Annotated in this window: 33 protein-coding genes; 13 read left to right on the forward strand and 20 right to left on the reverse strand. The window is 71.8% G+C overall.

Annotated features, from left to right (window positions below):
• Positions 1 to 271 precede the first annotated feature (271 nt).
• The 3 genes from LPA27_RS12765 to LPA27_RS12775 are packed head-to-tail and all read left to right on the forward strand — an operon-like array spanning position 272 to position 4,391.
• A complete protein-coding gene (locus tag LPA27_RS12765) occupies positions 272 to 1,522 on the forward strand; it encodes a glycosyltransferase (protein WP_056863441.1) in 1,251 nt (416 codons plus the stop codon).
• Positions 1,519 to 3,168 (forward strand): ArnT family glycosyltransferase, encoded by a 1,650-nt coding sequence (locus tag LPA27_RS12770; RefSeq protein ID WP_228942681.1) that lies wholly within the window; start codon positions 1,519 to 1,521, stop codon positions 3,166 to 3,168. Before LPA27_RS12765 ends, LPA27_RS12770 begins: the two co-directional genes overlap by 4 nt.
• A complete protein-coding gene (locus LPA27_RS12775) occupies positions 3,165 to 4,391 on the forward strand; it encodes a glycosyltransferase (protein ID WP_228942682.1) in 1,227 nt (408 codons plus the stop codon). Before LPA27_RS12770 ends, LPA27_RS12775 begins: the two co-directional genes overlap by 4 nt.
• Positions 4,392 to 4,434: 43 nt before the next feature.
• Here the strand turns inward: LPA27_RS12775 and LPA27_RS12780 are convergent, their stop codons facing one another.
• The 9 genes from LPA27_RS12780 to LPA27_RS12820 all read right to left on the reverse strand — a co-directional run bounded on the left by LPA27_RS12780 (position 4,435) and on the right by LPA27_RS12820 (position 9,010).
• Positions 4,435 to 4,740, reverse strand: coding sequence for an STAS domain-containing protein (locus LPA27_RS12780; protein WP_056863439.1), 306 nt, complete (start codon positions 4,738 to 4,740; stop codon positions 4,435 to 4,437).
• Positions 4,741 to 4,928: 188 nt separating this feature from the next.
• Complete coding sequence (locus LPA27_RS12785; RefSeq protein ID WP_228942683.1) at positions 4,929 to 5,108, reverse strand: hypothetical protein; 180 nt, start codon at positions 5,106 to 5,108, stop codon at positions 4,929 to 4,931.
• 142 nt (positions 5,109 to 5,250) lie between these two features.
• On the reverse strand, positions 5,251 to 5,607 hold the full coding sequence (locus LPA27_RS12790) for a phosphomannose isomerase type II C-terminal cupin domain (RefSeq protein ID WP_056863437.1): 357 nt from the start codon (positions 5,605 to 5,607) through the stop codon (positions 5,251 to 5,253).
• Between the two features lie 174 nt (positions 5,608 to 5,781).
• The gene (locus LPA27_RS12795) at positions 5,782 to 5,943 is read right to left on the reverse strand and encodes a hypothetical protein (RefSeq protein WP_228942684.1); all 162 of its coding nucleotides are present in this window, start codon (positions 5,941 to 5,943) and stop codon (positions 5,782 to 5,784) included.
• An 88-nt stretch (positions 5,944 to 6,031) separates the two neighbouring features.
• Positions 6,032 to 6,235, reverse strand: a complete 204-nt coding sequence (locus LPA27_RS12800; RefSeq protein ID WP_228942685.1) for a hypothetical protein — start codon at positions 6,233 to 6,235, stop codon at positions 6,032 to 6,034.
• Positions 6,236 to 6,261: 26 nt separating this feature from the next.
• Positions 6,262 to 6,552: a DUF2516 family protein gene (locus tag LPA27_RS12805; protein WP_056903389.1), complete on the reverse strand. Its 291-nt coding sequence runs from the start codon at positions 6,550 to 6,552 to the stop codon at positions 6,262 to 6,264.
• Positions 6,553 to 6,708: 156 nt separating this feature from the next.
• A complete protein-coding gene (locus LPA27_RS12810; RefSeq protein ID WP_228942686.1) occupies positions 6,709 to 7,458 on the reverse strand; it encodes a hypothetical protein in 750 nt (249 codons plus the stop codon).
• Between the two features lie 57 nt (positions 7,459 to 7,515).
• Positions 7,516 to 7,917 carry a helix-turn-helix domain-containing protein gene (locus LPA27_RS12815; protein WP_056903387.1) on the reverse strand — a complete coding sequence of 134 codons (402 nt, stop codon included), beginning with the start codon at positions 7,915 to 7,917 and terminating at the stop codon, positions 7,516 to 7,518.
• 112 nt (positions 7,918 to 8,029) lie between these two features.
• On the reverse strand, positions 8,030 to 9,010 hold the full coding sequence (locus LPA27_RS12820; protein WP_228942687.1) for an asparaginase: 981 nt from the start codon (positions 9,008 to 9,010) through the stop codon (positions 8,030 to 8,032).
• A gap of 88 nt (positions 9,011 to 9,098) precedes the next feature.
• Here LPA27_RS12820 and cysC point away from each other — a divergent pair, with 88 nt between their 5' ends.
• Together cysC and LPA27_RS12830 are read left to right on the forward strand one after the other, a co-directional pair.
• On the forward strand, positions 9,099 to 10,391 hold the full coding sequence (gene cysC / locus LPA27_RS19275; RefSeq protein ID WP_267477213.1) for an adenylyl-sulfate kinase: 1,293 nt from the start codon (positions 9,099 to 9,101) through the stop codon (positions 10,389 to 10,391).
• Positions 10,392 to 10,476: 85 nt separating this feature from the next.
• A complete protein-coding gene (locus LPA27_RS12830; protein ID WP_082500106.1) occupies positions 10,477 to 11,535 on the forward strand; it encodes a sulfite exporter TauE/SafE family protein in 1,059 nt (352 codons plus the stop codon).
• On the opposite strand, the gene gmd is transcribed toward LPA27_RS12830, so the two are convergent.
• Positions 11,503 to 12,540, reverse strand: coding sequence for a GDP-mannose 4,6-dehydratase (gmd, locus tag LPA27_RS12835; RefSeq protein WP_056903385.1), 1,038 nt, complete (start codon positions 12,538 to 12,540; stop codon positions 11,503 to 11,505). The genes LPA27_RS12830 and gmd overlap by 33 nt on opposite strands.
• A 220-nt stretch (positions 12,541 to 12,760) precedes the next feature.
• Between gmd and cysD the strand changes: the two genes are divergently transcribed.
• Together cysD and LPA27_RS12845 are read left to right on the forward strand one after the other, a co-directional pair.
• Positions 12,761 to 13,675 (forward strand): sulfate adenylyltransferase subunit CysD, encoded by a 915-nt coding sequence (gene cysD, locus LPA27_RS12840; protein WP_056863431.1) that lies wholly within the window; start codon positions 12,761 to 12,763, stop codon positions 13,673 to 13,675.
• Complete coding sequence (locus tag LPA27_RS12845; RefSeq protein WP_056863430.1) at positions 13,675 to 14,970, forward strand: sulfate adenylyltransferase subunit 1; 1,296 nt, start codon at positions 13,675 to 13,677, stop codon at positions 14,968 to 14,970. The genes cysD and LPA27_RS12845 overlap by 1 nt, the downstream gene beginning before the upstream one ends.
• An 83-nt stretch (positions 14,971 to 15,053) precedes the next feature.
• Here LPA27_RS12845 and LPA27_RS12850 read toward each other — a convergent pair whose 3' ends face one another.
• The 5 genes from LPA27_RS12850 to LPA27_RS12870 form a co-directional block, all read right to left on the reverse strand.
• Positions 15,054 to 15,350, reverse strand: a complete 297-nt coding sequence (locus LPA27_RS12850; protein WP_056863429.1) for a DUF1416 domain-containing protein — start codon at positions 15,348 to 15,350, stop codon at positions 15,054 to 15,056.
• The gene (locus LPA27_RS12855) at positions 15,350 to 16,213 is read right to left on the reverse strand and encodes a sulfurtransferase (protein WP_193666278.1); all 864 of its coding nucleotides are present in this window, start codon (positions 16,211 to 16,213) and stop codon (positions 15,350 to 15,352) included. The genes LPA27_RS12850 and LPA27_RS12855 overlap by 1 nt, the downstream gene beginning before the upstream one ends.
• 67 nt (positions 16,214 to 16,280) lie before the next feature.
• Positions 16,281 to 16,736 (reverse strand): DUF4395 domain-containing protein, encoded by a 456-nt coding sequence (locus tag LPA27_RS12860; RefSeq protein ID WP_228942688.1) that lies wholly within the window; start codon positions 16,734 to 16,736, stop codon positions 16,281 to 16,283.
• A gap of 291 nt (positions 16,737 to 17,027) precedes the next feature.
• A complete protein-coding gene (locus LPA27_RS12865; protein ID WP_228942689.1) occupies positions 17,028 to 17,525 on the reverse strand; it encodes a thioredoxin family protein in 498 nt (165 codons plus the stop codon).
• A gap of 93 nt (positions 17,526 to 17,618) precedes the next feature.
• Complete coding sequence (locus tag LPA27_RS12870; RefSeq protein ID WP_193666281.1) at positions 17,619 to 17,894, reverse strand: MoaD/ThiS family protein; 276 nt, start codon at positions 17,892 to 17,894, stop codon at positions 17,619 to 17,621.
• Positions 17,895 to 18,007: 113 nt separating this feature from the next.
• Here LPA27_RS12870 and LPA27_RS12875 point away from each other — a divergent pair, with 113 nt between their 5' ends.
• Positions 18,008 to 18,742 (forward strand): response regulator transcription factor, encoded by a 735-nt coding sequence (locus LPA27_RS12875; protein WP_056863425.1) that lies wholly within the window; start codon positions 18,008 to 18,010, stop codon positions 18,740 to 18,742.
• 18 nt (positions 18,743 to 18,760) lie between these two features.
• Here LPA27_RS12875 and LPA27_RS12880 read toward each other — a convergent pair whose 3' ends face one another.
• A complete protein-coding gene (locus tag LPA27_RS12880) occupies positions 18,761 to 19,069 on the reverse strand; it encodes a MerR family transcriptional regulator (RefSeq protein WP_228942690.1) in 309 nt (102 codons plus the stop codon).
• A 130-nt stretch (positions 19,070 to 19,199) separates the two neighbouring features.
• On the opposite strand from LPA27_RS12880, the gene LPA27_RS12885 reads away from it, so the two are divergent.
• Positions 19,200 to 19,628, forward strand: coding sequence for an Hsp20/alpha crystallin family protein (locus tag LPA27_RS12885; RefSeq protein ID WP_056863424.1), 429 nt, complete (start codon positions 19,200 to 19,202; stop codon positions 19,626 to 19,628).
• Between the two features lie 61 nt (positions 19,629 to 19,689).
• Here the strand turns inward: LPA27_RS12885 and LPA27_RS12890 are convergent, their stop codons facing one another.
• A complete protein-coding gene (locus LPA27_RS12890; RefSeq protein ID WP_228942691.1) occupies positions 19,690 to 20,766 on the reverse strand; it encodes a YihY/virulence factor BrkB family protein in 1,077 nt (358 codons plus the stop codon).
• A gap of 88 nt (positions 20,767 to 20,854) precedes the next feature.
• Here LPA27_RS12890 and mshD point away from each other — a divergent pair, with 88 nt between their 5' ends.
• Entirely contained in the window at positions 20,855 to 21,667 is an 813-nt protein-coding gene (gene mshD, locus LPA27_RS12895) for a mycothiol synthase (protein WP_228942699.1), read from the forward strand.
• 27 nt (positions 21,668 to 21,694) lie between these two features.
• On the opposite strand, the gene LPA27_RS12900 is transcribed toward mshD, so the two are convergent.
• From LPA27_RS12900 to LPA27_RS12910, 3 genes are read right to left on the reverse strand one after another with little or no spacing between them, the layout of a single operon-like run.
• Positions 21,695 to 22,645: a YgfZ/GcvT domain-containing protein gene (locus LPA27_RS12900; RefSeq protein ID WP_228942692.1), complete on the reverse strand. Its 951-nt coding sequence runs from the start codon at positions 22,643 to 22,645 to the stop codon at positions 21,695 to 21,697.
• Positions 22,642 to 23,121 carry a Fur family transcriptional regulator gene (locus tag LPA27_RS12905; RefSeq protein WP_228942693.1) on the reverse strand — a complete coding sequence of 160 codons (480 nt, stop codon included), beginning with the start codon at positions 23,119 to 23,121 and terminating at the stop codon, positions 22,642 to 22,644. Before LPA27_RS12905 ends, LPA27_RS12900 begins: the two co-directional genes overlap by 4 nt.
• 7 nt (positions 23,122 to 23,128) lie before the next feature.
• On the reverse strand, positions 23,129 to 23,623 hold the full coding sequence (locus LPA27_RS12910) for an FABP family protein (RefSeq protein WP_228942694.1): 495 nt from the start codon (positions 23,621 to 23,623) through the stop codon (positions 23,129 to 23,131).
• 200 nt (positions 23,624 to 23,823) lie between these two features.
• Between LPA27_RS12910 and LPA27_RS12915 the strand changes: the two genes are divergently transcribed.
• The 3 genes from LPA27_RS12915 (at position 23,824) to LPA27_RS12925 (ending at position 25,479) form a co-directional block, all read left to right on the forward strand.
• Positions 23,824 to 24,186, forward strand: coding sequence for a DsrE family protein (locus LPA27_RS12915; RefSeq protein WP_228942695.1), 363 nt, complete (start codon positions 23,824 to 23,826; stop codon positions 24,184 to 24,186).
• Between the two features lie 179 nt (positions 24,187 to 24,365).
• Entirely contained in the window at positions 24,366 to 24,857 is a 492-nt protein-coding gene (locus LPA27_RS12920) for a hypothetical protein (protein ID WP_228942696.1), read from the forward strand.
• 82 nt (positions 24,858 to 24,939) lie between these two features.
• Positions 24,940 to 25,479, forward strand: coding sequence for a hypothetical protein (locus LPA27_RS12925; protein ID WP_228942697.1), 540 nt, complete (start codon positions 24,940 to 24,942; stop codon positions 25,477 to 25,479).
• The last annotated feature ends 13 nt before the right edge of the window (positions 25,480 to 25,492 follow it).

Below are 25,492 nucleotides of genomic sequence, written 5' to 3' on the forward strand. Positions count from 1 at the left end.
GCCACGTCGACCCGCTCGACGCGCCGGTGAACGGGGCGTGACAGGCGGGCGCGGGAAACCTGGCGTTAACCCAAAAGCCCACTACGTGATTTAACCGACGATTGCCATAGTCGATCGGACATTTGTACAGTCCATCCCGACCTGGGGTTCTGGTGCGGCACCGTCGCCGCCCCCCGGTCCACTGATCGTCGCAACCGGGGGGAAAGACGATGTCACTCACTACTGCTGTGCCCACGCACGGCACGTCCACCACACGCCGCGAGCGACACCCGTGACGGCGCTCGTCGTCCTGGTCGTGGTCGTGGCTGTCGCGCTCACGACGATCTCGGCGGCCACCTTGTGGTGGATGATGCACGCCTGGGGCTCGCCTGAGGCCTACGAGTCGATCAACGCTCCGCGCACCGACCGACCGGGACTGTCGTTCAGCCTGATCATGCCGTGCCGCGACGAGAGCGAGCGCGTGATGGCCGAGACGGTCCGTCGCCTCCTGGCGCAGGACCACCCTGACTTCGAGGTCTTCATCAGTCTCGGCCACGACGACGAGGCGACGATCGAGGCGGCTCGGCGCATCGCGGCCCGTGACCCTCGCGTGCACATCGCGATCAACCACGACGAGCACAAGAACAAGCCGCGCCAGCTCAACAGCACCCTGCAGGAGTGCTCCGGAGACGTCGTCGGCATCATCGACGCGGAGTCGCTCACCGCTCCCGGCCTCTTGCGCCACGTCGACCACACCTTCCGGCGCGAAGGCGCCGATGTCGTGCAGGGCGCGGTGCACCTCATGAACCTGCGCAGCCGATGGTTCAGCCTGCGCAACTGCCTGGAGTACCGGATCTGGTTCCGCTCGCGCCTGCACGGTCACGCCGACAACGGCTTCGTGCCTCTGGGCGGCAACACCGTCTTCATCCGTCGAGCGCTGCTCGAGGAGGTCGGGGGCTGGGACGGTGACTGCCTCGCCGAGGACTGCGAGATCGGCGTCAGGCTCTCCGTTCTGGGCAAGAAGACCGTCTGCGTCTACGAGCCCGCCCTGGTCACCCAGGAGGAGACCCCCGACACCGTCGCCGCGTTCGTCAAGCAGCGCACGCGGTGGGCGCTCGGCTTCATGCAGGTCATGGCCAAGGGCGAGTGGCGCAAGCTCCCCACGCGCCGGCAGCGCGTCCGGGCGCTCTGGCTGCTGAGTCAGCAGTACACGGTGGCCTTCGCCGGGCTGGTGCTGCCCCTCGCGGTGGCGTCGGCCATCATCGGGGGCCTCCCGATCCTCGCCGTGCTGATCGCCTTCGCCCCGCTCGCGCCGGCCCTGATGACGATCGCCTTCGAGATCATCGTGCTCCACGAGTTCGGTCGCGACCTCCAGGTGCGCATCCGCGCCCTGGACTACGTGTGGCTCGTGGTCTCGACGCCGTTCTACCAGCTGCTGCTGGCCGCGGCCTCGCTGCGCGCTGTCGGCAAGTACTGGAGCGGCAACTTCTCGTGGGAGAAGACCAGCCACGTGGGTGCGCACCTCGAGGAGGTGGCGGCATGAGTCTCCTGGAAGGCCGCCACCTCGCCCCGGTGCCCACCGGCCCCGTGGACCGCCCGTCCGACGCGCCGGAGACGCCGGGCTCACCCCACCGTCGCGGCGGGCTCCGTCGCCGTCCCAGCCCGGCCGTCTGGGTCGGTCTCGCCGTCGCCCTCGTCGTCCTGGTCCACGTGGCCAACCTCAACGGGTGGCCGGCCTACTTTGACGACGAGGGCACCTACGTCGCCCAGGCCTGGGCCGTCTACCAGGGCGACCTGGCCCATTACACCTACTGGTACGACCACCCGCCGGCCGGCTGGCTGCAGCTGGCCTCGTTCCTCGGCCTTCCGACCCTCGTCGGTGTGGAGCCCAGCATCACCGTGGCGCGCTACGTCATGGTGCTCTACACCGCGGTGACCGCGCTGCTGGTCTACCGTCTGAGCCGCAACCTCGGCCTTCGGCGCGGCTTCTCCCTGGGCGCGATGCTGCTGTGGGGCCTCTCGCCGCTCGTGGTGTTCGAGGGACGCCAGGTCATGCTCGACAACCTGACGCTCCCGTGGGTCGTCGGGGCGATGGCCCTGGTCACCAGCCCGCGTCGCAACCTGTGGCAGTACGTCGGCGCCGGCGTCTGCTTCGGCGTCGCCGTGCTCACCAAGGAGACGGCCGTGCTCGCCGCACCGGCGCTCCTGGCCGGCCTGTGGGCCTACGCCTACCGTCCCACCCGAGCCTTCGGCGTGGTCGGCGCGCTGATGGCGAGCGGTCTGGTCGTCGGCCTCTACCCGCTCTACGCCCTCCTCAAGCTCGAGCTGTTCGCCGGTCCCGACCACGTGTCGGTCCAGGACGCCGTCCTGTTCCAGCTCGTCGACCGCGGTGGCTCCGGCAACTTCTGGCAGGTGGGGAGCGACGCCTATACCGTCCTCGACAGCTGGCTGTTCTACGACGAGCTCCTCCCGATCGGCGGCGTCGTCGCCGGCCTGGTGTGCCTGGCCGTCCCGCGGCTGCGCTGCGTCGGCGTCCTCGTCACCACGATGGCGGTCGTGGCGCTGCGACCGGGGGGCTACATGCCCGTCATGTACGTCATCGGTGTGCTGCCGTTCGCCGCCGTCGCGATCGCCGGGGTCGCCGACCGCGCGACCACGGCGGTGTCCTCCCGGGGCCCGCGCCTGCGCCTGGTCGGGCGCGCTGGCCTGGCGGCCGCACTCCTCGCCGTCGTGGCCTGGACCGGCCCGACCCACGCCGACCGCATCGAGCTCGCCCTGACCGACGAGGGCACCGAACCGTACGACTCGGCCGTCGCGTGGATGGACGCCAACCTCGAGCGCGACACCAGGATCGCCGCCAGCGACTCCTACTGGAGCACTCTCGTCAACCTCGGGTGGTCCTCCGACGGCTGGTCCGGGCCCATCTGGGCCTACAAGCTCGACGGTGACCCCATCGCCCGCAGGGCCAACCTGCCCGACGGGTGGCGCTCGGTCGACTACCTGGTGCTCGACCGCACCATCCTCGACTCCCGACTCACGCTGGAGTCCAAGCCCCAGCTCTCGCGAGCCATCCGTCACAGCGAGCCCGTGGCGGAGTGGGGCGAGCGCTCGACCCTGGTGCAGATCCGCAGGGTCGTCGACGGACCCGCTCAGACCAAGCTCTACGACGTGTGGCGGAGGGCCCAGTGACCACGATCGACCTCAAGGACGACCCCAGCATTGCGGCGTCCGTCGCGCACCGACGCGACCAGGGTCCGGCGGTCCGTCCGACGACCTCCGTGGTCGTGCCGACCTACAACGAGCAGGACAACGTCGTGCCGCTCGTGCTGGCCCTGCAGGAGGTGCTCGGCCGCGACGGCCGGCACGAGGTGGTCTTCGTGGACGACTCCGACGACGCCACGCCCGACGTCGTCCGGGCCGTCGCCCGCGAGGTCGACCTGCCGGTCAGGCTGGTCCACCGCGCGGCAGGCCAGCGCCAGGGCGGGCTCGGGGGCGCGGTGATCGCGGGTATCCGGGCCAGCAGCGCCGAGACCGTGGTCGTCATGGACGGCGACCTGCAGCACCCACCCGCCACGGTGCCGCTGCTCGTGGCGGCCCTCCGGGGCCACGACGTCGCCGTCGCGTCGCGCTACTGCGAGGACGGAGGAGCCGACGGCCTCGCCGGCGGACTGCGCCACGCGGTCAGCCGGGCGTCGACGTGGTCCGCCAAGGCGCTGTTCCCCCGGCGACTGCGCGACTGCACCGACCCCATGACGGGATTCTTCGCCGTGCGGCGCAGCGCGCTGGACGTGGACCGGCTCGAGCCCATGGGCTTCAAGATCCTGCTGGAGATCCTCGCGCGCCACCCTCTGCGGGTCACCGAGGTCCCCTTCGAGTTCGGCGAGCGCCACGCGGGTGAGTCGAAGGCCGACCTGCGCCAGGGCATCCTCTTCGTGCGTCAGCTGCTCAACCTCAGGGCCGGTCGCATGGCGCGTTTCGGCCTGGTCGGGCTGACCGGTCTCGCGGTCAACCTGGCGTGCATGGCGCTGCTGCTGGTCGTGGGCGTGCACTACCTGCCGGCCAGCGTGCTCGCGACCGAGGTCGCCATCGTCAGCAACTTCGTCCTGCAGGAGCGGTTCGTCTTCGGCGACCGACGCGGGCTCTCATCTCGTCGACGCAGGGCGTGGCAGGCAGTGCTGTTCAACAACCTGGAGCAGCTGGTGCGCCTGCCCCTCCTCGTGCTCGCCGTCGGCGTCCTCGGCGCAGGCGAGCTCGCTTCGCAGGCGGGCCTGATCGTCCTGGCCTTCGCGGGGCGGTACGCCTTCATGAGCCGGGTGGTCTACCCCCAGCGGGCCTCCGGCGTCCTGGTCGTGCTGCGCCGGCGGTCCGGCCGGCGGCCGGTGGCGGTCCCGGTGGACGAGCTCGTCGGCTGACGCCCCCTGGCCGAGGGCCGGTCGGCGCGCGACGGGCCGGCCCTCAGGCCGACGCGAAGACCGCGGTGGTGCCGGCGCGCCGCGACGTCCGCTCGAACGTGGCGCTCGCGCTCTCGATCACGATGCCGGCGCCCGACCTGGTGACATCGGCCCAGGTGCGCGCGAGCACTCCGAGGGCTGAGGCGTCGACGAAGGCCACGTCGGTGAGATCGAGAACGACCTGACGACAACCCGACGCCAGGGCGTCGCCGACGGCTCGTCGGATGGACGCAGCGGTGAACGCGTCGAGGTCACCGGCGTATCGCAGCGAGCAGAGGCCGGGCTGCGTCAGCAGGTGGGTGAGGATCACGTGGAGCACCTGACCGGCGCCGGAGCGCCAGGGTGGCGGAGCGACCCGGGGCGGGCTCGCCTTGGACGGCGGGACCACGGGGTGCCTCGGGACCTTCCCTACTTTACCCGCTGCTCCTCTGCGTCACCTCCACCCGAACAGGCTGGCCCGCCTGGGCTACCGGCCTGGGGTCGCCGCGGCAGACCTCGTCAGGCGACGTCAGCCAGCGGGGCCTCGGTGTCTGACGGCCGGGACACGAGGCTGAGCGGCTGGTGGGCCCGTCTCTGCGGCGCAGCCGAGAGCGCGCCCCGCAGGATCGCAGCGACGACCATGCCGAGCGGGAGCGAGAGCGGGATCCAGGTCACGAGCAGGATCAGGACGGCGTTCACCCGCCCATCATCGACTGCGGCCGAGGCACGCCGCTTCGCACGAACGTGGCGGTGGGCCTAGTCAATGATGACTAGGCCCACCGGCCACCGTTCATGCTTTCGCGAGGTGACGGCCCTCGGCCACGGAATCCTCGCGGGGACCTCAGACCGCGTCGTGGCGCCCGTAGTCGTCCTCGAGGCGCACGATGTCGTCCTCGCCGGTGTAGCGGCCCATCTGGATCTCCACGATCTGCAGGAGGGTGTCCTCCTCGTTCATGATCCGGTGGGCCTGACCGATCTCCACGTCGACGGTCTGACCCGGCCCGGCGATGATGGTCTCCCCGTCGATGACGCAGGTCGCCTTGCCGGTCACGACGAACCAGTGCTCCGCGCGGTGCTCGTGCGTCTGGTAGCTCAGCCGCGAATGCGGCTTGACGTCGATCCGCTTGACCTTGAAGCCCTCGTCCTCGTCCAGGACGTACCAGGCGCCCCAGGGCCGCTGCTCGAACTCAGATGCCATGTCTCTCGTCCCCCCGTGCTTGCCGTCGGAGCAAGCACCGACGGCGGCGGCCGTGGTGACCGCTCACAGTAAAGGGTAAGCGCAGCAGCGCGCTCGGAATGACGCCGACATCGAAACTTCATCGGCCCGTCGTTCGGGGCCGGACTCAGGAGCCCGGACGGTCGCAGCGTCCGATCAGGCGACGTCCATGAGGGCGTTGTCTCCGACTACGGGCACCGGCGTGAGGGAGCCGACCCGCAGGCGTCGTCTCGGGCCCCGGAGCACGGCGGCCACGGCGAGGCCGAGCGGCACCGACAGCAGCATCCATCCGACGAAGAGGGAGAGGACGAGGTTCACACTGAGATCATCGCGGCATCCACGGACCACGTGCACGATGCGATCGGCGCGACCGCCCTAGTCATTTGTGACTAGGGCGAGCGCCGGTTCAGCTGTCGTGGGTCCACAGCAGGACGCACCCCACCACGCCCAAGCCCCAGATCGCCAGGACGGGGACGTCACCGGTGTTCAACCCGTGGGACTCGTCGAACGCCCAGAACGACTCCCCCGCCCACGGGCCGTGACCTGCGAGCAGCAGAAGCGCCAGGACGGTCAGGGCGAGGAAGAACCCGACCGCCAGAAGACGCCGCACCGACACAGCGTAGAGGCCGGAGCGTCTCACCGCCTGGTCAACGAGAGCAGCGCGGGCCTCACGTCGGCGAGGTAGACCAGCGCCGCGATGAGGAAGATCAGGTTGAGGAACGAGATGGGCGAGCCCAGCAGGAGCACGTTGACCGCCACACCGATGCCGAGGATCAGGCACCAGGCCGGCTTGGTCAGCTTGCCGGCCGCCTCGTAGGCCTCGCCGGAGAACATCAGCGCGTTGACGAAGGTGAAGATCTTCACCACGAGGATCACGAAGGCCACGACGAGGTAGAAGTTGAGCTCGAGCTCGGTCACGTTGGGCACGCCCCGAGCCTAGCCAACGACGCCCCGCTCGGGGGCGCGACGCCCTCCGACGGCGCCCTGCCCACCGAACGACGAGACCCCCGGGCCAGCGGGCCCGGGGGTCTCGTCGTCGTGCGTGAGTCAGAACAGCATCAGCTGGTCGTCGTCGGGGTCTCTTCAGTCGCCGACCTTCTTGGCGGCCTCGGTGACGGCCTCGGTGGCGGCGGAGGCCGTCTTCTTGGCCGTGGTGGTGGTGGCCTTCGCGCTGCTCTGGGCGGGCGCCGAGGTCTTCTTGGCCGTGGTGGTGGTCTTCTTCGCGGCGGTCTTGGCCGTGGAGGTGGTCTTCTTGGCTGCGGTCTTGGCGGTGCTGCGGGTCGAGGCGGCGGCCTTCTTCGCGGTCTCGGCCGTGCTCTTGGCCGAGGTCTCGGCCTGCTTCGTGGTGGCCTCGGCCGACTTCTTGGCCTGGGTCGCGGTCGTCTTGGCGCGGGCCTTGGTCGACTTGGCCTGCTTCACGGTGGCCTGGGTCGCCTCCTGCTTGCGGATGCGCCCGACGAGGACCTCGCCGCGCTTGGCCAGGTCGGCGTAGGCCGAGGTGGCGGTGTCGACGTTCTCGTTGACGGCCGACTGCACGCGCGTGGGGAGCGCCTGGAGCTCGGCGACGCGGGCCTCGATGGCCTCGCGGCGGGCCTTGGCCTCGTCGGTGATGGTCTCGACACGGTTGCTGACCGCGGTGGTGGCCTTGTCGCGCAGGGCGGCCGGCTTGAGGCCGTTGACCTTGGCGTGCACGTCCTTCTGCACGTCGGAGACCTTCTTCTGCACGTCGGCGACGTAGTCGCGGACCGCCTCGACGGCGAGGTCGGCCACGCCGGCACCCGCGTAGAGGCCCTTGGTCGCCTCGGTCTTGATGTCGAACTTGGCCTTCGCCATGTCTGTTTCCTCCTGTGGGGTCGGTCCGGCTCCGTGCCGGACCTGGGTGGTGGTCGCTCAGGCCTCGTCGCCGGTCGCGGCCGGGGAGGTGCTGCCCTGCCCGGTGGCGTTCAGCGCGAGGAAGCTCTGGTAGACGTCGAGCAGGGACTGCTTCTGCCGCTCGGTGAGCGCCGTGTCGTTGAGCACGGCGATCTCCACGCTGCCGCCGACGCCGTCGTCGGGGCTGACGATGCCCGCGTGGATGTAGAGCTGCTCGGCCGAGATGCGCAGCGCCTTGGCGATCTGCTGGAGCACCTCGGCGGAGGGCTTGCGCAGCCCGCGCTCGATCTGGCTGAGGTAGGGGTTGGAGACGCCGGCCTGCTGGGCGAGCTGCCGCAAGGAGAGCTGCGCGGTGGTGCGCTGCTCCTTGAGGTAGTCGCCGAGCGAGACGACGGTCTTGCCGACCTTTCCCTGTGCCATGCGTTCCATAGTGCTAGCAATTGCTAGCGCTTGCAAGCGCTAGCACTGTGCACCGCCTCACACGGCGGGGCCTATTCCCGCTAGCACCGCTAGCACACCCTTCTGGATGAGCTCAGAAGCAGGCCACGATCCGCCCGACCGGCACTCCCCCGCCCAGCAGCACCAGCTCACCCGTGCGCCGCACGGCCTCCCCGTCCACCCACTCCTCGGCGTCGACCCCGCTGCGCCGCAGCGCCTCGGCCATCAGCACCGGGCGCACCCGCGGGGCGCCGTCGTCGGTCTTCAGCGCGAAGGCCCGCCCGTCGGGCAGGGCGACGGCGTAGCAGGACTCCGCACCCGCCTTCCCGATCGCACCCGGCAGGGCGGTGAGCAGGGTGAGCTCGTCGCGTCGGCTGCCCGACACGTTCTGCGGGAAGGCGCGGATCGCCTCGGCGATCCGGCGCTCGGGGCCGTCCTCGGCCACCGCGAGGGCGCGGAAGGCCCGCGCGAGACCGACCAGCGAGGTCGACAGCAGCGGCGCGCCGCACCCGTCGACGGCCACGGTGTCGACGCCCTCGCCGGTGAGCCGCTCGAAGGTGGCACGGAGTGCGACCTGGAGCGGGTGGTCGGCGTCGCGGTAGGTGGCGAGGTCCCAGCCGTTGACCGCGCAGGTGACGAGCATGGCGGCGTGCTTGCCCGAGCAGTTCATCAGCACGGGCGCCTTGGCGCCGCCGGCGCGGATGACGTCCTCACGGGCCTGGTCGTCGAGCGGGTAGTCGGCCGGCGTCAGCAGCATGCTCTCCTCGAGCCCGGCGCTGGCGAGGATGCGCCGGACGCCGTCGATGTGGAAGGGCTCCCCGGAGTGCGACGCGCAGGCCAGCGCGAGCAGGTCGGGCGGCAGGTCGAGGCCGGCCTCGACCATGCCGAGGGCCTGCACCGGCTTGTTGCACGAGCGCGGCAGGATCGGCGTCTCGACAGCGCCGACCGACCACTCCACGGCTCCGTCGGCGCCCAGCGCCACGACCGATCCGTAGTGGTGGCCCTCGACGAATCCGGAGCGCTGGATCTCGGCGACGACGACGGGCATCTCGGCTGCTGGCTGGGCTGAGGACATGCCCGCGAGGTTAGCCGCGTGCCCCCTCCCGACCGACGCCGAGTCGACCGCTCAAGTCCCCTCGATTACTCCGCTTAGGATGGCGGCCGTGTCTGCCTCCTCCGTGCCCCAGCACTGCCCGACCCCACGAGAGCTCGACGACCTCGAGCTGCTCACCACCGGGGCCCTCGCGCCGCTGACGGGCTTCAACCAGGACGGCAGCGTCGTGACGCTGACCCTCCCGACCGACGTCGACGAGGCGGCCCGGGCCGCCGGTGCCGTCGAGCTGGTCGACCCCGAGGGCCTGCCGCTGGCGCGCGCCCCCTGGCCGACCGGACCGGTCGAGGCGCTGACCCACGCGCAGTTCGGCCCCTTCCGCGACCGCTACCTCTCCCCCAGCAGCGTCCGACGCCGCCACGCGGGCCGCACCTTCGTGCCCGTCGCCGGCCCGCTGAGCCTCGACCAGCTCGACCGGCTGCGCGAGGTCGGCCCCGTCGCGCTGCTCGCCCTCGTCGGCACCGGCACGGCGGACCTGTCGCCGGTCGCCCTGGTCCGGGCCACGCTGGCCGCCGCCGCCTCGCTGCCCGACGCCGTCGTCGTGGCCGTGCCGCTGGCCTCCCACGACGACGCCGAGGCCGACCACGCCCTCGGCGTGCAGGTCGTCGAGACCTTCGCCGCCGGCGACCCGGTGCTGGCCCTCCCTGACGCCGGCGACGACGCCGACCTCCCTGACGACGTCGCGGCCATCGTCGACCGCGACCGCCCGGCCCCCGAGGACCAGGGCCTGGTGCTCTTCTTCACCGGCCTCTCGGGCAGCGGCAAGTCGACCTTGGCCCAGGCGCTGATGGACCGCGTGCTCGAGCAGGGCCGGCGCAGCCTGACCTCCCTCGACGGCGACGTCGTGCGCCGCAACCTCTCGGCCGGCCTGACCTTCTCCAAGGCCGACCGCGAGACCAACATCCGCCGCATCGGCTGGGTCGCCGCCGAGGTGTCCCGCCACGGCGGCCTGGCCGTGTGCAGCCCGATCGCCCCCTTCGACGAGACCCGCCAGCAGGTGCGCGAGATGGTCGACGCCGCCGGCGGCGCCTTCTTCCTGGTCCACGTCGCCACCCCGCTCGAGGAGTGCGAGCGGCGTGACCGCAAGGGGCTCTACGCCAAGGCCCGCCGCGGCGAGATCCCCGAGTTCACCGGCATCTCCTCGCCCTACGAGGAGCCCGCAGACGCCGACGTCCGCGTCGACACCACGGGCCGCTCCATCGACGACGCCCTGCACGACGTGCTCGTCGCCCTGCGCGACGCCGGCTACCTCGACCTCCTGTCGGGCGCCCACCGTCCCGCGGCACGCGACGACTCCTCCACCCCGGCGACCCCCGCGACCCTGTCGACGGAGCCCACGCCGTGAGCGCGCCCGCGTCGCCCGCCACCCGGATCGATGATCTCCTGCGCGTCGTCGTCCCCGCCCTCGTCGGATCCAGGAGGATCCCCGCATGACCGAGATCCTCACCCTGACCGCGCTCTCGATCCTCGCGGCGGGCTTCCTCGTCGGGATCGTCGTGGGGCTGACCGGCATGGGCGGCGGCGCCTTGATGACGCCGGCCCTGATCTTCCTCGGTGTCGGCGGCGGTGAGGCGGCCACGATCGTGACCGCCGACCTCACCGCGGCGGCCGTCTACAAGACCGGCGGTGCCGCCGTGCACGCCAAGGAGGGCTCTCCGAACTTCAGGATGGCGGGCTGGCTGATCCTCGGCTCGGTGCCGATGGCCTTCGCCGGGCCCTACCTCGTGCACTTCTTCACCACCGACGAGGAGCAGCTCGACCGCGTCCTGAAGCTCAGCATCGGCTTCGCGCTGCTGCTGGCGGCCTTCACCTACGCGCTGCGGCTCTACGTCAACCTGCGCCGCGTGCGCGCCGGCGGCCCCACCGGCGACCCCGACCCCAAGGTCCGTCCGATCCCCACGCTGCTCGTGGGCGCCCTGGGCGGCATCCTGGTCGGCATCACCAGCGTCGGCTCCGGCTCGGTCATCATGATCGCGCTGCTCATGCTCTACCCCGGTCTGTCCGCGGTGAAGCTGGTCGGCACCGACCTGGTCCAGGCCGTGCCGCTCGTGCTCGCCGCAGCCATCTCCAACATCGCCATCAACGGCCTCGACTGGGGCATCGCGATCCCGCTCATCATCGGCTCGGTGCCCGGCACCATCCTGGGCAGCAAGATCGCCCCCAAGGTGCCGCAGTCGTTCATCCGCCGCGGCATCGTCGTCGTGCTGACCATGTCGGGCGTCGCGCTGCTCGACAAGGCCGGCTGGGCGCCCCTGGGCCGCGAGGAGACCCACCCGATCCTCATCGGCGTCATCGGTCTGGTCATGGCCGTGCTGGTGCCCGTCGTCTGGGGCTTCCTGCGCAAGGGCCAGGGGCTGCCGATGTTCGGCGCCCCGACCGTCTCCGAGCTCGACTCGTGGTCCTACGGCGGCTCGCGCACCGACCGCGCGGCCGCACGGGCGGGCGTCGGGGAGGGGTCAGGCCCGACCGACGACCGGCCAGTCGGATAGCACCGGGCGGTCGATCCAGGTCGGGCCCTCGTGCTCGAGGGCCTCGAGGTCGGCGTCGACCATGAGCCGGGCCAGCTCCGGCACGTGCACGGTGGCCTTCCAGCCCAACTCGGCCTCGGCCCTGCCAGGATCGCCCAGCAGCGCGTCCACCTCGGTGGGCCGCAGGTAGCGCTCGTCGAAGCGGACGTGGCGCTCCCAGTCCAGACCGACGTGGTCGAAGGCCGCCGCGACGAAGTCGCGCACGCTGAAGTCACGGCCGGTCGCGAGGACGTAGTCCTGCGGCTCGTCGGCCTGCATCATCCGCCACATGCCCTCGACGTACTCCGGGGCGTAGCCCCAGTCGCGGACCGCGTCGAGGTTGCCGAGGTAGACGTGGTCGGCCCGGCCGGTCTTGATCGCCGCCACCGCGCGCGTCACCTTGCGGGTCAGGAAGGTCTCCCCGCGCCGGGGGGACTCGTGGTTGAAGAGGATGCCGCTGACCGCGAACATCCCGTAGCCGTCGCGGTAGTTGCGGGTCATCCAGTGCGCGAAGACCTTCGAGACGCCGTAGGGCGAGCGCGGGTGCAGCGCGGTGTCCTCGCTCTGCGGCGGGTTCACCGCGCCGAACATCTCCGAGCTCGACGCCTGGTAGAACCGCGCCGGCACGCCGCTGGCCCGCACCGCCTCGAGCAGCCGCACGGCCCCCACACCGGTGACGTCGGTGGTGTGGGCCGGCTCGTCGAAGCTGACCCTGACGTGCGACTGCGCCGCCAGGTTGTAGACCTCGTCGGGCTGCACGCGCTCGACGAGCTGGATCAGCCGTCCGGCGTCGGTGATGTCGCCGTGGTGGAGCAGCAGTCGCGCATCGGGGTCGTGGACGTCCTGGTAGAGGTGGTCGATCCGCGAGGTGTTGAAGGTCGAGGACCGCCGGAGGAGGCCGTGCACCTCGTAACCCTTGCCGAGCAGCAGCTCGGCCAGGTACGAGCCGTCCTGTCCGGTGATACCGGTGATGAGAGCGCGCTTCATGGAACCCCTGCGTCCGACGATGGTGACGCAACGCTAGCGGGGGCCCGGACCGCCGACCGCCCCCGCCGCCCCCGCGACCGCCCGGCACGCCGGTGCGCACCGGGCCGTCCGTCCGGCCCGCTTTGTGCCCTATGACGCGCGACAACGTGGACGTTTCATGCCCCGGGCCGCGCCGGGTCTACGATGAGGGCTGCTGTCCCGAGGAGAGGTCCCCTTTCGCATGCCCGAAACGCACGCCGACTACCGGCTGAGCCAGCTCGACCAGCTGGAAGCGGAGTCGATCCACATCTTCCGTGAGGTCGCTGCGGAGTTCGAGAAGCCCGTCCTGATGTTCTCGGGCGGCAAGGACTCCATCGTGATGCTCCGCCTCGCCGAGAAGGCCTTCTACCCCGCGAAGATCCCCTTCCCGGTGCTGCAGGTCGACACCGGTCTCGACTTCCCCGAGGTGCTCGCCACCCGCGACTCCTGGGCCGAGCGCCTGGGCCTGCGCCTGATCGTGGCCTCGGTCGACCAGGCCATCGCCGACGGCATCGTCGTCGACGACGGCAAGACCAGCCGCAACCGCCTGCAGATCGGCACGCTGCTGAACGCGCTGGAGGAGGGCCAGTTCACGGCCGCCTTCGGTGGCGGTCGCCGCGACGAGGAGAAGGCCCGCGCCAAGGAGCGCGTCTACTCCCACCGCGACGAGTTCGGCCAGTGGGACCCGAAGATGCAGCGCCCCGAGCTGTGGAGCCTCTACAACGGGCGCCTGCACGAGGGCGAGCACATGCGCATCTTCCCGATCTCCAACTGGACCGAGCTGGACATCTGGGACTACATCGGTCGCGAGGGCATCGAGATCCCCTCGATCTACTACTCCCACCAGCGCCGCGTCTTCGAGCGCGACGGCATGCTGCTCAGCGAGAACGACCTCAACCCGCTGCGCGCGGGCGAGACCGTCACCGAGCGCACCGTCCGCTTCCGCACCGTGGGCGACCTCAGCCAGACCGGCTGCGTGGAGTCGGACGCCGACACCATCGAGAAGATCATCGAGGAGGTGGCGGTCGCCCGGGTCACCGAGCGCGGCGCCACCCGCGGCGACGACCGCTTCTCCGAGGCCGCCATGGAAGACCGCAAGAAGGAGGGCTACTTCTGATGGCCGCCAGCGACACCGAGACCACCGAGACCATCACCACCAACATGGACCTCCTGCGGTTCGCGACCGCCGGATCGGTCGACGACGGCAAGTCGACCCTCATCGGCCGCCTGCTGCTCGACTCCAAGTCGATCTTCGAGGACCAGATGGAGGCCGTCGAGGCCACCAGCCAGTCCAAGGGCTACGACTACACCGACCTGGCCCTGCTGACCGACGGTCTGCGCTCCGAGCGCGAGCAGGGCATCACCATCGACGTGGCCTACCGCTACTTCGCGACGCCCAACCGCAAGTTCATCATCGCCGACACCCCGGGCCACGTGCAGTACACCCGCAACATGGTCACCGGCGCCTCCACCGCCGACCTCGGTCTGGTGCTCGTCGACGCCCGTCAGGGCCTCACCGAGCAGTCGCGCCGCCACGCGGTGATCCTGTCGCTGCTGCGGGTGCCCCACCTCGTGCTCGCCGTGAACAAGATGGACCTCGTCGACTACTCCCAGGAGGTCTACGAGAAGATCCACGCCGAGTTCACCCAGTTCGCGACGAAGCTCAACATCCCCGACCTCGAGGTCATCCCGATCTCGGCCCTGGCCGGGGACAACGTCGTCAACCGCTCCGAGAACATGGGCTGGTACTCCGGGCCGACCCTCATGCACCACCTCGAGCACGTGCACGTCGCCTCCGACCGCGACCTCATCGACGCGCGCTTCCCCGTGCAGTACGTCGTGCGTCCGAAGTCAGACGAGCACCACGACTACCGCGGCTACGGCGGCCAGGTCGCCGGCGGCGTCCTCAAGCCGGGCGACGAGGTGGTCGTGCTGCCCAGCGGCATGACCTCGAAGATCGCCGGCATCGACCTCTTCGACCAGGAGGTCACCGAGGCGTTCCCGCCCATGTCGGTGACCGTGCGCCTCGAGGACGACGTCGACGTCTCGCGCGGCGACATGATCGCCCGGGTCAAGAACGCCCCGCAGCCCAGCCAGGACATCGACGCGATGGTCTGCTGGATGACCACGGCGCCGCTCAAGCCGCGCCAGAAGCTGGCCATCAAGCACACCACCCGCAACGCCCGTGCCCTGGTCAAGGACATCCAGTACCGCCTGGACGTCAACTCGCTGCACCGCGACCAGGAGACCAAGGAGCTCGGGGTCAACGAGATCGGTCGCGTCACCCTGCGCACCACGGTGCCGCTGCTGTGCGACCCGTACTCGAAGAACCGCACCACCGGCTCGTTCATCCTCATCGACGAGGCCACCGGCATCACCGTCGGCGCCGGCATGATCAACAACGCCGGCTGATCCACGCCCGGCACGACGAAGGCCCCCGACCACGAGGTCGGGGGCCTTCGTGCGTGCCGGCGGGTCGTGCCCGCGGGTCGTGCTCAGATCGCGACGACGACCTCGGCGACGCTGCCGACGGCGGCGTGCACCCTCTTGTCGACGGGCTCGGCCTTGGGGGCGAGGGTGCGCAGGGTCCACTCCCCCTCGCCGGCGAAGAACCGGAAGTGACCGGTGGCCGAGGTCGGGACCTCGGCGGTGAACTCGCCGGTGCGGTCGAGCAGGCGCACGTAGGCGTTGCCGACGGGCTCGCCGTCACGCACGACCTGGCCCTGCACGATGGCCTCCTTGGCGACGTTGACGCCGTCGAGGGACAGACCGCCCTCGGTCGCGCCGCACATCAGGCGCCCTGCCCGTCGGCCTGGCCGGGCTCGTCGCCGAGGGCGACGGGCACGCCGACGAGCGAGCCGTACTCGGTCCAGGAGCCGTCGTAGTTCTTGACGTTCTGGTGGCCGAGGAGCTCCTTGAGCACGAACCAGGTCAGCGAGGAGCGCTCACCGATGCGGCACAGGGCGATGGTGTCCTTGGAGTCGTCGATGCCGGCCTCGGCGTAGAGGGCCTTGAGGTCCTCGTCGGACTTGAAGGTGCCGTCGTCGTTGCAGTTCTTGCTCCACGGCACGTTGATCGAGGTCGGCACGTGGCCGGCGCGCTGGGCCTGCTCCTGCGGGAGGTGGGCCGGGGCGAGGAGGCGCCCGGCGTACTCGTCGGGGCTGCGCACGTCGACGAGGTTCTGCGCGCCGATGGCGGCCACGGTGTCGTCGCGGAAGGCGCGGATGGAGCGGTCCTGCTCCGAGGCGGTGTAGCTGGCCTTGTCGCGGGTGGGCAGCTCGTCGGTGAGCTCACGGGAGTCGAGCTCCCACTTCTTGCGACCGCCGTCCATGAGCTTGACGTCGTCGTGGCCGTAGAGCTTGAAGTACCAGTAGGCGTAGGCCGCGAACCAGTTGTTGTTGCCGCCGTAGAGGATCACCGTGTCGTCGTTGGAGACGCCGCGCTCGGAGAGCAGCGCCGAGAACTGGTCCTTGGCGACGAAGTCGCGGCGCACCTGGTCCTGGAGGTCGGTGGTCCAGTCGAGCTTGATGGCGCCCTTGATGTGGCCCTTGTCGTAGGACGTGGTGTCCTCGTCGACCTCGATGACGACGACCTTCGGGTCGTCGAGGTGGTCCTCGACCCACTGGGTCGAGACGAGGGAGTTCTCGCGGCTCATGTCATTACCTTTCTGTTGCGCCCTGCGGCGCGGGGGTCTGGTGTGTGCTTCGTCGGAGGGACGGCGCTCAGGCGGTGGCGCGCTTGATCAGGAGGTACATCTCGCAGCCCAGGCAGAACCGGAAGACGGCGTTGAGCAGGGCGGCGACGAGCGCGAGGCCGATCGCGACCTGCGCGAGCAGCACGACGCCGGTCAGGTAGCCGACCAGGGCGACCAGGGTGAAGGCGAGACCCACCGTCTGCGCGAAGCGCGGCGGGGCCGGGTCCTCGAGGTCGTCGGGCGGCGAGAGCCGCGGGCGCACGACGGTGCGGAACAGCCAGGCGTGGGGCGTGTGCTGCACGCCGAGCGCCGCTCCGAGGGCGAAGAGCGCGGCCTGCACCGCCGTGAGCACGGCTGCCGGGGTCGGCGGCAGCACCAGCACGACCAGGAGGACGACCGCGGTGAGCGCGGCGGTGAACTGCGGCCCGCGGGGGTCGATGCCGGCGCCGGTCGGGGCGGACGGGCGGGTGCTGGTGGTGGACATGTCTCTCCTGCTCGGACGAGGGCGGCGGCGCTGGAGCGCCCCGCTGGCGGGTCGAGGGACGACCGCACCGAGATTACTGCACTGGATCAGTCGACTTACGAGTCGAGACGCGGCAGCTCGGTCAGGGCATGCGACACAGCGAGGAGCGCACGCGGCAGTGGTCCACTGCGCGCCGCTTCGTCAGCCAGGTCGAGGACATGCGTCCAGGGTACGGCGACCCGTCGCTCACCGACGACACGACATCTCGCCTCGTGAGACGACGGTCCGCATGGCGGACATCGGCTCGGACGCTCACGCCCGGCCGAGCGCCTGCAGCACCTGCTCCTTGCGTGGGGCGCCCGCGGCACGGGCGATCTCCACGCCGGCGGCGTCGAGGACGAGGGTGGTCGGGGTGCGGAGGACTTCAAGGCGCCGGACCAGGTCGAGGTGGTGCTCGGCGTCGACCTCGAGGTGCACCACGCCGGGCACGACGTCGGCGACCTCGCTCAGGGTGCGCTTCGTGGCCCGGCAGGGCGCACAGAAGGCGCTGGAGAACTGCAGCAGGGTCGCCTGCCGGCCGAGCCGGGCGGAGGGGACGGCCTCGAGGACCGCCTCCCAGGTCGCCGGAGCGCCGGCGACCTGCGCCGCCGCGCGCTGCCCGTCCGTCGGCGGTGCGTCGGCAGCGGACGGCTGCGCGGCCGCCGTCTCGGCGCGCGACGAGGAGAAGCGACCGTCGGTGCGCAGACGGTGGAGACCGAGGGCGAGGGCGACGACGACCGCGGCCAGGGCGATGACGATTCCGGAAGACACGGGTGGTCAACCGCACGGTGCCGGCCGTTGTTCCGGTCACTGTCCCGGTCGCTGTCCCGGCCGCCGTCCCGGCCGCCGTCCCGGTCGCCGCGCCTAGCCGCCCGCGAAGGGCGGCAGGAACTCCACCGAGCCGCCCGGCTCCACGAGGACGGTGTCGGGGTCGCGACTGCCGACCGGCTGCTCGCCGACCAGCGTGGAGCACACCGCCAGCACCGCGGGCAGGTTGGTGCCCGGGTGGAGCGCGGTCGCCCGGCGTACGACCTCGGCGAGCGAGATCGGGCCGCTCACGTCGATCCGGTCGCCGCCGACGCCGGCCGCCGCCTTGGCGCCGGCCCAGTAACGAACGTGGATGATTTCGGTCTCATTCACTTTGGAACCTTCCAATGTGTCCCCGGAGTTTCCTAGTGTGACCTGCGTAGCACCTCGCCGGAGCCCAGCGTTGCGTTTCGGTCGCCTGCCCCATCCTCTGGGAGGAGACCACCGTGAGCACCCTTCTACTGCTGACCAGTGCCCTGCAGCCGTCCGCCGAGGTGCTGCCCGGGCTCTCGCTGCTGGGACACCAGGTCAAGATCCTGCCCTCCGAGGGGAGCGCACTGCTCGAGGCCCCCGACTCCGACCTCCTCCTGGTCGACGGACGACAGGACCTCGCCCACGCCCGCGACCTGTGCCGGCTCATCCGCACCACCGGCACCGACGTGCCCGTGCTGCTCGTGGTGACCGAGGGCGGCCTGGCCGTGGTCAACCACGACTGGGGCATGGACGACGTCGTGCTGCACACCTGTGGGCCCGCCGAACTGGAGGCGCGGATCAAGCTGGCCATCGGCCGGCTCAACGCCCGTCGCGAGGCCGCCGACCCCGACGCCCACGTCATCCGCTCCGGCGAGGTCGTCGTGGACGACGCCACCTACACCGCCAAGATCGGCGGCCGGTCGCTCGACCTCACGTTCAAGGAGTTCGAGCTGCTCAAGTTCCTCGCCCAGCACCCGGGCCGGGTCTTCAGCCGCCAGCAGCTGCTGCAGGAGGTCTGGGGCTACGACTACTTCGGCGGCACCCGCACCGTCGACGTGCACGTGCGACGGCTGCGCGCCAAGCTCGGCCCCGAGAACGAGACCCTCATCGGCACCGTGCGCAACGTCGGCTACCGCTTCGTGCTGCCGACCAAGGAGAAGGGCGCCGTCGACGCCGACGCGCGCACCGGGCGGTCGGTCGACGCCTGACCGGGGCCGCTCGCTCCGTCAGCCGCCCTCCGCCGTGCGGAGCCGGCGGCGCAGGGCGGCGACCTCGTGCTCGAGGGCGAGGACCCGGGCGATGCCGGCGAGGTTGAGCCCCTGGGCCAGCAGCTCTCGGATGCGGTGCAGGGTGGCGATGTCGCCCTCGGAGTAGAGGCGGTTGCCGCCGTCGGTGCGCTCGGGCGTCAGCAGTCCGCGGCGCTCGTAGACGCGCAGGTTCTGCACCTCCATGCGCACCATCCGGGCGGCCACCGAGATGGCGAAGACGCCCTCCTGGGTCGTGCTGTGCTGCGTGGTGCGCTGCTGTGTCGACACGGTCCACCTCCGTGCTTGAACGTACGTCATCTCTGCGGTACAACAAACCTATAACCGCTGATACACATGACGGGCTCACGCAGACCGTCACCACCGGATCAACCACCAGAGACGACCAGGAGGACACGCCATGCTGCTGCGCACTACCGACCCGTTCCGCGACTTCGACCGCCTGACCCAGCAGCTGCTGGGCACCACCAACCGCCCGGCCGCCATGCCGATGGACGCCTGGCGCGAGGGTGACCGCTTCGTCATCGAGTTCGACCTGCCGGGCGTGGCGCGCGACAGCATCGACCTCGACGTCGAGCGCAACGTCCTGACCGTGCGCGCCGAGCGCGTGCGACGTAACGGCGACTGGGAGCGCCTCGCCTCGGAGCGCACGACCGGCAGCTTCAGCCGCCAGCTCGTGCTGGGCGACAACCTCGACCTCGAGCGCATCGAGGCGACCTACGACGACGGCGTGCTGCGCCTGGTCGTGCCGGTGGCCGAGAAGGCCAAGCCGCGCAAGATCGAGGTCGGCTCCGCTGCTCCGCAGGAGACCGCCGCGCTCGAGGCGTGAGCACCCCGCAGGGGTGAGTGGGAGGAGGGCCCGGGCGCGTCCGCCCGGGCCCTCGCTCGTGTCAGCCGTCCTCGCCCCGCGACGTGCGCAGCCGGCGGCCCCTCTCGACGTCCTCGCGGCGCTTCTCCTCGGCCTTCTCCAGGCCCTTGGTCATGCGCGGAGGCAGCTGGAGCTCCTCCTCGGCGGGCAGTCCCGCCTGCAGCTCGCGGCCCCGCTCGAGCTCGGAGTCGAGCTCGGCGCCGAAGAGGAGCGCGAGGTTGGTCAGCCACAGCCACAGCAGGAACACGATGACGCCGGCCAGCGAGCCGTAGGTCTTGTTGTAGCTGGAGAAGTGGGCGACGTAGAAGCCGAACGCCGCCGAGACGAGCACCCAGGTGAGGATGGCCAGGACGGCACCCATCGAGACCCAGCGGAACTTCGGCTGCTTGATGTTGGGCGTCACGTAGTAGAGCAGCGCCACGATCAGCACGACCACGGCGAGCATGACCGGCCACTTGGCGATGCTCCACACCAGCACCGCGGTGTCACCGAGACCGATCGCGTCGCCGACGGCCTGCGCGGCGGGACCCGTGACCACGAGCCCCACGGCCACCAGGGCCACGAGCACCACCAGCACGGCGGTCAGCGCCAGCATCACGGGGCGCAAGACGTAGAACGGGCGACCCTCGCCGGTCTCGTGGATGCGGTTCATCGCACGACCGAAGGAGCCGACGTAGCCGCTCGCGGACCACAGGGCGGTGGCGAGACCGATGACCAGCGCGAGGCCGGCCCCGGGCGCCGCGGCCAGCTCCAGCAACGTGGGCTCGACCGTGTCGGCGGCCGACCCGGCGCCGACGTCGCGCAGGATCTGCAGCAGCGTGTCGACCGTCTCCGGGCCGCGCCCCACCAGGCTGACCAGCGACAGCAGCGCGATCATCGCCGGGAAGAGGGCGAGGACGGCGTAGTAGGTCAGCGACGCCGCGACGTCGGTGCACTGGTCCTTGGAGAACTCGCGCATCGTCTTGCGCGCGACGTAGAGCCAGGAGCGCCTGGTGAGGTCGGTCGGCGAGTCGGGCTTGCCGTCGTCGTCGGGGTCGCGGTGCTCGCGCGCACGCGTCAGGGCTGCGGGCTCGGCGCTCGTCTCGGGATGGGGGCTCATCCCTCCACCGTCCTCGCCCGCGCCCCGGGCCCGCGCCACCCTGCGGGGTGGACGCCCGACGCCACCTAGGGTGGCCGGCGTGGACGTGATGGAGGAGATCGAGCGGATCGCTGCGGCGGCCGAGGCGCACGACGGGGCGGCACCGCTCGACGAGGCCACCTGGCGCACGCTGCGGCGCCACCCCGAGCGCGCCCGGTACCGGGTGGTCGACGGTGGCTTCGCGCTGGTGGTCGGGCGCGAGCTCACCGTCGTGGTGGACCCGCCCGCGCGGGGCGCCGGCGTCGCGTCGGGGCTGGTGTCGGCGGAGCTGGCCGAGGCCGGCGAGGGCGAGCTGCTGGCGTGGTCGCACGGCAACCACCCCGCGGCGGCGGCGCTGGCCGCGGCGCACGGGTTCGAGCGGGTGCGTGACCTGTGGGTGATGCGGCGGGCCATGGCTGAGCCGCTGCCCGGTCTCGTCGTGCCCGACGGCGTCACGGTGCGCTCCTACGTCGACGCCGACGCCGACGAGGTCGTGCGCGTCAACGCCGCGGCCTTCGCCCACCACCCCGAGCAGGGGGCGATGGACCGGGCCGAGCTGGCCGAGCGGATGGCGGAGGCGTGGTTCGACCCCGCGGGCCTCGTCGTGGCGGAGCGCAACGGCTCGCTGGTCGGCTTCCACTGGACCAAGCAGCACTCCCCCGACCTCGGTGAGGTCTACGTCGTCGGCGTCGACCCGGTGGCCCAGGGCCAGGGCCTGGGCCGGGTGGTCACGCTGGCGGGGCTGCACCACCTGGCCGGGCTCGGGGTCGGCGAGGTGCTGCTCTACGTCGAGTCCGACAACGAGGCCGCGGTCGCGACGTACTCGCGGCTGGGGTTCGGGCACGCTGCGCCGGACACCCACGTGCAGTACCGCCGGGACTGACGAGCCCGGGAGCGCCTCGGCTCCGCCTCAGCGCAGCGGCCGCACGTGCAGGCCGACCTCGGGGTCGACGACGACCTCCTGGGCGGCGGGCATGCCCTCGACGTCGAGGGTCGCGTCGAGGGGCACGTTGCGCTTGACCATGGCCAGGGCGATGGGGCCGAGCTCGTGGTGGCGTGCGGAGGTGCCGACGAAGCCGACGACCTTCTCGCCGTGGCGCAGCTCGGCGCCGCGGGTGGGCAGCCGGTTCTCGGTGCCGTCGAGGTGGAGCAGGGTGAGACGCCGCGGCGGACGGCCCAGGGTGTGCACGCGGGCGACGGTCTCCTGGCCGCGGTAGCAGCCCTTGTCGAGGTGCACCGCGGGGCCGACCCAGCCGGCCTCGTTGGGGATGGTGCGCGCGTCGGTGTCGAGACCGTGGCGCGGCTCGCCGCGGGCGATGCGCAGCGCCTCGAAGGCCCACAGGCCCGCGGCCGGGCCGGCGGCGGCGGCGTACGCGTGGAGCTGGTCGCGGGGCACGAGGTCGTAACCCTGGGTGCTGGCCCGCCAGGTCACCGCGAGGTCGGCGGTGACCTCGGTGAGCTCGACGCGGGTCATGAACTTCATCCGCTCCAGGAAGCCCAGCAGCGCCCCGGCGGCGCCCGGCTCGGTGTGGGCGACGAAGGCCTCACCGTCGTCGACGCCGGTGAAGGCGTGCTCGACGTGGCCCTGCGGGCTGAGGATCAGGGCGGAGGTCCAGACACCGGGGGCGAGGCCGGTGAAGTACTGGCTGGTGAGGCTGTGCAGCCAGGTGAGCCGGTCGGGGCCCTCCAGGCGCACGACGTCGCGGTGGGAGAGGTCGACGAAGCCGTTGCCGGCCTCGAGCGCGCGCTGCTCGGTGTTGAAGGAGCCGTAGTGCGCCGCCACCGGGGCGTCCACACCGTCACCGGCGACCGCGCCGGGCAGGGAGAGCAGCGGGCTGGGCGTCGGGCGGGAGTCGCTCACGGGGTGTCCTCACGGTTGGCCGAGCAGTCCTGGCAGTGGCCGAAGACCGTCAGGTGCCCGATGTCGACCACGAACTGCTGCTCGGCGGCCAGGCGTCCGACCAGATCGGCGGCCACGTCAGCATCAACGGAGGTCACCCGCTCGCAATTCCGGCAGACCAGGTGGAAGTGCTCGTGGTCGGTCACGGAGTGGTACGTCGGGGCCCTGTCGGCCAGGTGGGCGTGACGGACCAGGCCGAGCTCCTCGAGCACCTCGAGCGTGCGGTAGACCGTCGAGACGTTGACCGCGGTGGAGTGGCGCCGCACCTCGGCCAGCACCTCGTCGGGCGTGGCGTGGCCGAGCCGCTCGACCGCTGCGAGGATGAGCTCGCGCTGCGGGGTCAGCCGGTAGCCGCTGCCGCGCAGCCGGCTGCGCAGGTCGCCCGGGGGCCGGGCCCCGCCGGAGGCGGCCGCGTGGTCGTGCTCGTGGTCGGCCATCGGCGGGTCAGACCCTCTGCAGGCGCGCCCACAGGTGCGGCTGGAGCGCCTGGCCGACCGCGGCCATGTCGTAGGCGTAGAGCAGGTCGCCCTCGACGTTGCCGTAGAGACGGTGGCCGGCGGTGACCTCCTTGGCGGTCTCGGTGCGCGCGACCGCGTCGGTGGCGAGCTCGAGCTTGCCGTCGGCGGCCTCGCCGTACCAGATCTCCACGAAGCCGGTGTTGTGCGTGAGCAGCAGCTCCACCTTGCCGGCCTCGGGGCAGCGCAGGAAGCCGGTCTCCTGGGCGGCGTCGCGGACCTTCTCGCCCTGCTCGTCGACGATCCACGAGCGCGCGAAGTAGTGGATGAAGGGGCGACCGTCCTGCTGGAAGATCAGCTCCTGCTGGTAGTCGTAGGGCTCGATCGTCGGGTAGTCGCCCTTGCCGCTGCCGCGCCACGTGCCGAGCATCCAGGCCAGCGGGCCGCAGTGGGGGTGAAGGTTGTCAGGGAGCTGGAAGACCACCGGGTCACTCTAGCGGCGCGCCCTCCCGCCCACCGACGGCCGAACACCTGCTCCGTGGTGGTGCCGCGCTGGCTGACGCCGGGCCCCCACGGCGACCGCGCGCCGCTCCCCCGGTGCCGGTGTGCACGGCGGAGTGACGCCCGAGCAGGGCCGGGCGTCCAGCCCGGGCCACCTCCCTGCGCGCCCTCTACCGTGGGGCCATGCCCCGCTCCCTCGTCGTCAAGGTCACCTGCGCGCAGGGCGACCCCGAGCGCGCCAACCAGGCCTTCACCGTGGCCGCGGCCGCCGTGGCCATGGGCGCCGACGTCTCGCTCTGGCTCACCGGCGACGCCGCGTCCTACGCCGTGGCCGGTCGCGGGCCCGACCTCGGGCTCCCCCACGCCACCCCCGTCGCCGACATGCTCGACACCGTGCGCGAGCTCGGCCGGGTGACCGTGTGCTCGCAGTGCGCCACGCGACGCGGCATCACCGAGGCCGACGTGCTCCCCGGGGTGCGCGTGGCCGGCGCCGCGGTGTTCACCGAGGAGGTCCTCGCCGAGGGCGTCCAGGCGCTCGTCTACTGACCCCGTGCGCTCAGGGCGGGGCGGCCCCGGGGCCGAGAGCGGGCCGGCGCGGCTCCGCCGTACGGGGTGAAGAGCGCGGGCCGCCGCGGCTGACATCGTGGACCGGAGGGCGTGCGCCGGTCCGGCTCCGCGTCCTCGGGCGAGAGGAGTCAACGGTGCCCCCGGACCACGACTCGGTAGTGGTGCAGCAAGCGGTCGGGGTGGTGTGCGGCCTGACGGGGGTCTCGCCCGGGGACGCGGCGCGGGCGATCGAACGGGACGCCGCGACCCTGGGCCAGTCACCGGAGAGATTCGCGGAGTCGCTGCTGAGCCGATGGTCGGCGGCCCTCGAGGGTGATGCCGCCCAGGCTCGTCTCGCGCTGGGTCCGCTCCTCGACGAGGCCATGGCCCGCACGGTGACGCAGCGCCCCGCTCACTCGGCCTCTGAGCACGGTCATGCAGCCGCCGAGGACCTGACACGTCTCGCCGACCAGCCCCGCGACCATCCCGTCGCCGCCACCTCGGCATCTGATGGGGATCCCGGTCTCGACGCCGAGGAGAGCGCCCACCTGGCCGAGGCGCTGGGTCTGCCGCCCTCCTCTGCTGCGCCCCCGCAGGACGACGTCCGACGGGCCCCGCCACCACCGACGGGTGGCGCATCCCCCACCGACCGCTCCGACGACGAGGACTGAGCCGGCTCCGGGCCCGCCGGTGCGGTCGAGGCCGCAGCGGCGTCTGCTGGAGGGCGCCGACTTCAGTAGGGTGCGAGTCCTCATGACTCCCACCGGTGACGCCCCCCTCCCGCCCGAGGAGACCTCGGGCCGGTTCTGGCGCCGCCGTGACCGGGCCGAGGGATCGCCGCTGCCGCCGCTGAGCCTCGAGGAGCTGCAGGCGCGCATCGTCGAGCTCACCGCCGCGGCTGAGCGCGCCGCGTCGCTGCGCAACTCCGCGGAGCTGGCCGCAGCCGAGCAGGCCGCGGAGCGTCTCGTCGCCGAAGAGCACGCCGGCGCCGCCTCCCGGGCCCTGACCGAGGCCGAGCGCAGCGCCGAGGACCACGCACGCGCCGCCGCCGACGCCTGGGCGGCCCGCGAGGCCGCCGACCGCGCCGCCGCCGACCACTCCCGCGCCCGGCGTGACGCCGAGAAGTCCGCCGAGCAGGCCGCCACCGCCCGCGCCCGGGCCGAGGAGTCCGCCCGAGCAGCGGCGGTCGCGGCCGAGGAGCTCGCCGTCGCCCTGCGGGAGGCCCAGGAGGTCGCCGCGACCGCTGCGCGCGAGCGGGCCGCCGCCGAGGAGTCGGCGCGCGACGGACGGTAGACCAGCAGCGCGG

This window comes from Nocardioides sp. Leaf374, assembly GCF_916862475.1.
In the GTDB taxonomy this organism is placed as follows: Bacteria; Actinomycetota; Actinomycetes; order Propionibacteriales; family Nocardioidaceae; genus Nocardioides; species Nocardioides kribbensis.

Excerpts from the sequence above, each read along its gene's own strand:
- LPA27_RS12770 (WP_228942681.1), top strand. The coding sequence starts at position 1,519 with ATGAGTCTCCTGGAAGGCCGCCACCTCGCCCCGGTGCCCACCGGCCCC.
- LPA27_RS12790 (WP_056863437.1), bottom strand. The coding sequence starts at position 5,607 with ATGGCATCTGAGTTCGAGCAGCGGCCCTGGGGCGCCTGGTACGTCCTG.
- LPA27_RS12810 (WP_228942686.1), bottom strand. The coding sequence starts at position 7,458 with ATGGCGAAGGCCAAGTTCGACATCAAGACCGAGGCGACCAAGGGCCTC.
- LPA27_RS12815 (WP_056903387.1), bottom strand. The coding sequence starts at position 7,917 with ATGGCACAGGGAAAGGTCGGCAAGACCGTCGTCTCGCTCGGCGACTAC.
- LPA27_RS12820 (WP_228942687.1), bottom strand. The coding sequence starts at position 9,010 with ATGTCCTCAGCCCAGCCAGCAGCCGAGATGCCCGTCGTCGTCGCCGAG.
- LPA27_RS12830 (WP_082500106.1), top strand. The coding sequence starts at position 10,477 with ATGACCGAGATCCTCACCCTGACCGCGCTCTCGATCCTCGCGGCGGGC.
- gmd (WP_056903385.1), bottom strand. The coding sequence starts at position 12,540 with ATGAAGCGCGCTCTCATCACCGGTATCACCGGACAGGACGGCTCGTAC.
- cysD (WP_056863431.1), top strand. The coding sequence starts at position 12,761 with ATGCCCGAAACGCACGCCGACTACCGGCTGAGCCAGCTCGACCAGCTG.
- LPA27_RS12845 (WP_056863430.1), top strand. The coding sequence starts at position 13,675 with ATGGCCGCCAGCGACACCGAGACCACCGAGACCATCACCACCAACATG.
- LPA27_RS12850 (WP_056863429.1), bottom strand. The coding sequence starts at position 15,350 with ATGTGCGGCGCGACCGAGGGCGGTCTGTCCCTCGACGGCGTCAACGTC.
- LPA27_RS12855 (WP_193666278.1), bottom strand. The coding sequence starts at position 16,213 with ATGAGCCGCGAGAACTCCCTCGTCTCGACCCAGTGGGTCGAGGACCAC.
- LPA27_RS12860 (WP_228942688.1), bottom strand. The coding sequence starts at position 16,736 with ATGTCCACCACCAGCACCCGCCCGTCCGCCCCGACCGGCGCCGGCATC.
- LPA27_RS12885 (WP_056863424.1), top strand. The coding sequence starts at position 19,200 with ATGCTGCTGCGCACTACCGACCCGTTCCGCGACTTCGACCGCCTGACC.
- LPA27_RS12890 (WP_228942691.1), bottom strand. The coding sequence starts at position 20,766 with ATGAGCCCCCATCCCGAGACGAGCGCCGAGCCCGCAGCCCTGACGCGT.
- mshD (WP_228942699.1), top strand. The coding sequence starts at position 20,855 with ATGGAGGAGATCGAGCGGATCGCTGCGGCGGCCGAGGCGCACGACGGG.
- LPA27_RS12905 (WP_228942693.1), bottom strand. The coding sequence starts at position 23,121 with ATGGCCGACCACGAGCACGACCACGCGGCCGCCTCCGGCGGGGCCCGG.
- LPA27_RS12915 (WP_228942695.1), top strand. The coding sequence starts at position 23,824 with ATGCCCCGCTCCCTCGTCGTCAAGGTCACCTGCGCGCAGGGCGACCCC.
- LPA27_RS12925 (WP_228942697.1), top strand. The coding sequence starts at position 24,940 with ATGACTCCCACCGGTGACGCCCCCCTCCCGCCCGAGGAGACCTCGGGC.